7 protein-coding genes are annotated in these 6,119 nt (G+C 34.7%); all 7 read right to left on the reverse strand.

Going from position 1 to position 6,119, the window contains the following annotated elements; all coding sequences use genetic code 11:
• The coding region (locus D6734_10395) for a hypothetical protein (GenBank protein RMF93286.1) at nucleotides 1–764 on the reverse strand (764 nt) is incomplete at its 3' end.
• Between the two features lie 105 nt (nucleotides 765–869).
• Complete coding sequence (locus D6734_10400) at nucleotides 870–1,802, reverse strand: 4-deoxy-4-formamido-L-arabinose-phosphoundecaprenol deformylase (GenBank protein ID RMF93287.1); 933 nt, start codon at nucleotides 1,800–1,802, stop codon at nucleotides 870–872.
• Nucleotides 1,786–2,751 (reverse strand): NAD-dependent epimerase/dehydratase family protein, encoded by a 966-nt coding sequence (locus D6734_10405; GenBank protein ID RMF93288.1) that lies wholly within the window; start codon nucleotides 2,749–2,751, stop codon nucleotides 1,786–1,788. Before D6734_10405 ends, D6734_10400 begins: the two co-directional genes overlap by 17 nt.
• 17 nt (nucleotides 2,752–2,768) lie before the next feature.
• Nucleotides 2,769–3,710, reverse strand: coding sequence for a formyltransferase (locus D6734_10410; protein RMF93289.1), 942 nt, complete (start codon nucleotides 3,708–3,710; stop codon nucleotides 2,769–2,771).
• Nucleotides 3,707–4,681 (reverse strand): glycosyltransferase, encoded by a 975-nt coding sequence (locus D6734_10415; GenBank protein ID RMF93290.1) that lies wholly within the window; start codon nucleotides 4,679–4,681, stop codon nucleotides 3,707–3,709. The genes D6734_10410 and D6734_10415 overlap by 4 nt, the downstream gene beginning before the upstream one ends.
• Nucleotides 4,682–4,695: 14 nt before the next feature.
• Nucleotides 4,696–5,883, reverse strand: a complete 1,188-nt coding sequence (locus D6734_10420; protein RMF93291.1) for a DegT/DnrJ/EryC1/StrS family aminotransferase — start codon at nucleotides 5,881–5,883, stop codon at nucleotides 4,696–4,698.
• A complete protein-coding gene (locus tag D6734_10425) occupies nucleotides 5,880–6,110 on the reverse strand; it encodes a hypothetical protein (GenBank protein ID RMF93292.1) in 231 nt (76 codons plus the stop codon). The genes D6734_10420 and D6734_10425 overlap by 4 nt, the downstream gene beginning before the upstream one ends.
• Between the last annotated feature and the right edge of the window lie 9 nt (nucleotides 6,111–6,119).

Consider the following 6,119-nt stretch of genomic DNA (forward strand, 5'->3'; position numbering starts at 1 on the left):
CTAATATTTTTTATCTTTTGTAAGGCGCTTATGTTTAAAAAAATTTCATGCCTTCTTGAAATTTGAATCAGAAGATTGTCAATCCAAGGAATAAAACAGATAGTTGAAATTATGCCGCTCAAGATAAAGTTTAGAAATATTTCCTTTTTGTTTTTATTTATTACATTTGTATCTTCTTTTAAAAGGCAAAGGATACATAGATAAATGAATTGGGAGATGCCTATATAAGCAACAAAATAATGGCCATAGAAAGATAATGTCAGTACTGCGGTATAAAGAAGCCAATCTTTAAATTTTTCATACCTTATAGCCCTTAAAAAAAGATAAGAGAGAAGGCAATTAATGAAGATAAAAAAAGAATAAAGGCGGGCATCTCTTGCACATATTATAAATAGCGGTGATATTGCAAGAAGAAATGATGAAATAATACCTTCCCTTGCGCTGTAAAGCTCTTTTGCAAGAAAGTAGATGGTTATGATTGAAAAAAAGGCAAGAAGAAGCGATGGTATCCTTAAGGTCAATTCATCATTTGCGCCTAATAAATGAGCAGTATGAAGCATAATGTAGTACAAAGGAGGACAGGCTTCTTTTTGCGTAACAAGACGTATCATTTCCCAGAATGATTCTTTAATGTATGTTGTGGTTTGGATTTCATCAATCCAGAAGCTTATTTCAGAGAGTTTATAGGAATAAACCAATACAGCCACAAAAGCGGTGGAAAATAATAACACAATATCACGCTTGAGCGTTTCTTTATTATTCATTCTAACTCCGCTTTTGGATTATTGATAGAATTTCGGTACCGTCTATTAAATAGGTATTATAACAGGATAAGAAATTTATAAAAAAGTATTTATTGAAAATAGGGCTTAGTCAATAAGTTGGACTGCAACCTTGCTACTTCGACCGCAAATCATCCTTTCTTCTATACTGCAAAGAGGAATTTTTCCCTGTTTTTGCAGTAGGAGGGAAGATGCCTCATCTAAAGATATGAATTTTATTCCCTCATTTTTAAGATTTGATAAAATTTCAATAAAGATACTTTTCCCCGGTTCAACACCTTCCAATTCAGGATGAATTGTCATTACACTAAAAGAGGATTCTCTTATTTTTTCAAGATAATATACCGGCAATTCTTTATCCTTCAAACCATTGAAGCCATAGATTTCGTCCATTGTAGGGAGAGTAGTTGGTATTTCCAATGTCTTCAACAGCTTTTCTCCTATTTTAATGAAGAAAGGAGTCTTCCCTCGAGTATCGCTATGATATTTAAGATTTAACTTATCCTCTGCTTCAAGACTTTTCTCTGTGGCACGCCATCCCGGAGAAGCAGACGATAAGGGCGACTCATCGAGAATTTCCTCATAGAGCTTTTTTGCTTTTATTAATTCTTCTTCTATTTCATCTTGACTCATTTCAGACAAGTTTTCATGCCATTTTACATGGTCGTAACCGTGTATGCCGCATTCGTGTCCTTCTTTTCTTATTAGTTTTAAGATTTCCTTATTTTCGAGAGAAATTATTGGCGCTTTTAAAAGGAAGCCATAGGAAAGAGTTTTTAGTGGAAATCTCTTTATACGGCGCGTCCTGAGAGTCATTTTGAAAAATTCTTTTCGAAAGATTCTTTTCAATGCTTTCCCTGAATTGTCAGGACCCATTGCAACAAAAAAGGTTCCTTTTATATTGAATTTTGAAAGAATTTTCAGGATGGAAGGCACATTTTCTTTAAGACCGAGACTTGTATCGACATCTATTTTTAAAGATAGAGTTGGTGAAGAAAAGAAATTAGAAATTATTTTCATTTGCAAAAAACCAGTCTATTGTTTTCTTGAGTCCTTCTTCAAGGGATACCTTTGGAGTGACATTCAATATGGTTTTCATTTTTGTAATATCAGGCACTCTTCGCCTGATATCTTCGTAGCTGTTGCCATAGACCGATTCTTGAGATACATATTCAATATCTAAATCCACACCGGACAATTTAATCATTAATTCTGCAAGCTCTTTGATAGTTGTTTCCCTGTCTGTTCCAATATTGAATATTTCACCATTTGCCTTTTCGTTTAATCCTGCCTCAACAGTTGCCTTTATGGCATCATCGACATAGGTGAAGCATCTTGTCTGCATTCCATCGCCTATTACTGTAAGATTCTTTTTTCTCAATATTTGACCCATAAATATGGTGATTATTCTACCAACATCAATTCGGTCGAGGCGTGGACCATAAACATTGAAATATCTTACTATTGTTACAGGAAGCCCCATAGAATGATAGGCAAAGCAAAAATGCTCTCCTGCCGCTTTCGATGTTGAATAGCACCATCTATCTATTCTCGTTGAGCCCAAAACTCTGTCATCATCTTCTTTAAAGGGGACTTTGGGGTTTCTACCATAGATTTCAGAGGTTGATGTAAATACAACTTTTTTCCCATATTTGTAAGCAATCCTCAAAACATTTTGAGTGCCATTGATATTTACATTCAAAACATTATATGGATTTTCTACATAGTGTTCTACTCCAACGACTGCAGCCATATGATATACTAAATCGCATTTTAATATTAATGCATCGAGGAGGTCTTCATTGAAAATGGAGTCCTTTATATAATGAAAATTTTTATTGTTGAGGTTGTGAGCAACCTTCAAGTCTTTTGCGAGGTCAAGGGCAAACACTTCGTGGCCTTCCTTCAAAAAATAATCTCCCAAATGTGAACCTAAAAAGCCACCTCCACCTGTAATCAATATTTTCACTTCTAATCTCCTTCCTGTTATTTTAATTCGAGTCCTTCATATTTTTTGAATTTTTTGAAAAGTCTTGCCTCTTTAAGAGTTTTCACATTTTCAAGTTGAACCTCTTTTAAGAGTAGATATCCATTGCCTGTTTTTACTAACATTCCTCTTTTTGGAAAAACTTTGACGATTGTTCCTGCTTTTAAATCATTTAATCTATTTTTTCTCTTTGATATTTGTGCCTTCCAAACATAGAGTTTTTCTCCATTTAGATAAGTAAAGGCACCGGGATAGGGATGTGTTACTGCTCGAATCAGATTGTAGATTGATTCTTTAGAGTTGTCCCATTCAATTTTTCCATCTTCAGGGTTTCTTCCTCCATAGTAGCTTGCCTTTTTTGTATCTTGTGGGATTCTTTTAATCTTCCCCTCAATAATTTTTGGATAAGTTTTTCGTATGAGTTCGGCAGCAGTTTTCTCCATTTTTCTAAACAATGTCAATGCAGTATCTTTAAATGAAATTGGAACTCTTTTTTGAGCTACGATATCTCCTGAATCCGCCTTTTTTTCCATATAATGTAGTGTAACACCTGTACTTTTCTCTCCATTTATGATTACCCAATTTACAGGGCATCTGCCCCTGTATTCGGGAAGATATGACCCATGGAGATTGAATGCTCCATAGGGAGGAATATCAAGGATGGATTGAGGTAGGAGATAGCGGTAATAAAATGAAAAAATGATATCAGGTTTCAGTCTTTTCAGTTTGTTGAAAAAAACTTTGCTTTTAATTTCCTTACTGCTTGGTGTGAATACAGGAATTCCTTTTTGTCGGGCTAACTTTTCGACTGATTTGAACCATATATTTTCATCTTTTGAATCTTTATGAGTAAAAATTGCAGCGATATTAGCTTTTTGTTTTAATAGTTCCTTTATACAAATATAGCCAATATTATGATATGCGAATATGACAAGTTTCATTTTTCTCTTTCCAACCTTTTGCCATTTCCAAAGATATCTGTGTGGGATATTACATAGCGAGGTTTACCTCTTACTTCGTAATAAATTCGCCCTACATATTCACCAATAAGCCCTATTAAGATTGTTTCTATACCTAAGAAGAGAAAAAGGAGAGAAACAATAATATGAATCATTTTAAATGTTTTGGAGGCAATGGCAAGAATGGTAATAATCGATGTAGAGACAAAACCAAAGATTGATATTAATATTCCAAGAAGAGTAATCAGCTGAAGAGGAAGGAGGGAGGAGTTTGTCAATATATCAAAGTTTAGTTTAAGGAGTGTCAGAGCATTATACTTTGAAGCTCCTCTTTCCCTTTCTCTGTGCACAACAGGAATTTCTGTTGGGTTTTTTGAATACCTGTATGCAAGAGCAGGAATAAAGAAACTTGAAAACTCATTTAGCTCTATGATTCTTCTAACAACATCCTTTCTATATGCTCTTAACATACAGCCGTAATCATTGAGTTTTATCCCTGTAATTTTGTTTAAAACTATGTTGCCAAGTTTCGACACGATTTTTCTAAAAATAGGGTCGTGTCTGTTTTTCCTCCATCCACCAACTGAGTCATATCCTTCTTCAATCTTTTTTATAAACCTTGGGATTTCTTCAGGCGGGTTTTGAAGGTCTGCATCGATTGTTAAAATTATTTCACCCCGTGCAAGTTCAAAGCCCGCAAAGATTGCTGTATGCTGTCCGTAATTTCTTGCAAAATTGTAGATTCGAACTTCGGGATATAGAGATTTTATTTTTTTAAGAATTTCCCATGATGAATCAGTGCTTCCATCATTGATAAAAATAATTTCATAGTTTATCGATAAATCTTTTAGAACATTCGTTAGTTCTTTAACGAGTTTTTCAAGGTTTTCTTCCTCATTGAAAACAGGGACAACTACGGAAAGATAAATTTTATCTTCTTTATGATTTTTCATTTTAAAAATTTAACCTATCTTCTAAATTTTTTTGAAATGTATTTTATTGCATTGCAAACATATTTAATATCAGATTCCTTCATCAAGGGAAAGAGAGGAAGCGATAAAATCCTTTCTCCAACTTTAGCCGCTGTGGGATAATCAGATTTGCGAAGTCCATATTTTTTCTGATAATAGGGTTGGATGTGAATTGGCTGGAAGTGTATTCCAGTGCCAATATTTAATTTTTTCAGCTCTTCAATGAACTGCATCCGCGATATTTTTAGCATTTCGAGGTTTAGTTTTATTATATAAAGATGCCATGCATGGCGGCAGCTGTAGTTGACAATCTCAGGAAGAGTTACAGTTTCACAGTTTTTTAGTTCTTTTGTATAAATTTCTGCAAGATATTTGCGTCTTGAAATAAATTGGTCAAGTTTTTTAATTTGATGTATTCCAAGTGCCGCCTGAATATCAAGCATATTGTATTTGAATCCCGGCATATGAAGTTTGTATTCAGCTTTGCCTCCCTGCGAGTATCGCTTCCATGCGCTGGAAGTAATGCCGTGAAATCGCAACAAACTGATTTTTTCTCCTATAGATTTTTTTGAGAAAACAACAGCTCCTCCTTCACCTGTTGTTATATTTTTCAACGGATGAAAACTGAATACTGCAGCATCACTTTTTAATGAACCAATTTTTTTGCCTTTGTATTCCGTGCCTATTGCATGGGCGGCATCTTCAATTACGAAAATTCCTCTTTTCTTCGCAACTGAAAGAATCATATCCATATCACAGGGCTGACCGGCAAAATGTACCGGCATTATTGCTTTGGTGCGTTTTGTGATTTTTGACTCGATTTCCTCTTCGCAGATATTCATTGTGCCAAAATTAATATCAACAAATACCGGTTTTGCCCCAGTATGCTCGATGACATTCACTGTTGCGGCAAAAGTCATAGGAGTAGTTATTACTTCATCACCTTTTCCAATGCCAAGTGAAAGCAATGAAGTATGAAGGCCTGCGGTGCCTGAATTTACAGCAAGACAGTGTTTTGCTCCTGTGTACTCCTTAATTCTTTTTTCAAACTCTATTACCTTAGGTCCTGTGGTAATCCAGCCAGATTTAAGTGAATTGCTTACTTCCTTGATTTCTTCCGCATTGATTGTCGGCTTTGAAAGCGGAAGAAAATCCCTGCGTTTTTTAAAAGATACTTTACTCAATTTTCTTTTGCTTCCTTTATATCAAAGTTCGAAATTAAGAAATAGATGCTTCTGCCGACTTTCCCTAATTCTTTAATATCAACTCCATGGGGCAGAATAGAATAGATTTCTTCAAGTGTATCGTCATTGACAAGATAAGCAACCTTTTTTGCTTTTAAATTGTGCAACATATCCGTCCATGATTCATCTTCAGGAAATGTTTTACCTATATAAAAAGGTAAAGCCATATCATTTTC

The organism is Candidatus Schekmanbacteria bacterium, assembly GCA_003695725.1.
Taxonomy (GTDB): Bacteria; Schekmanbacteria; GWA2-38-11; order GWA2-38-11; family J061; genus J061.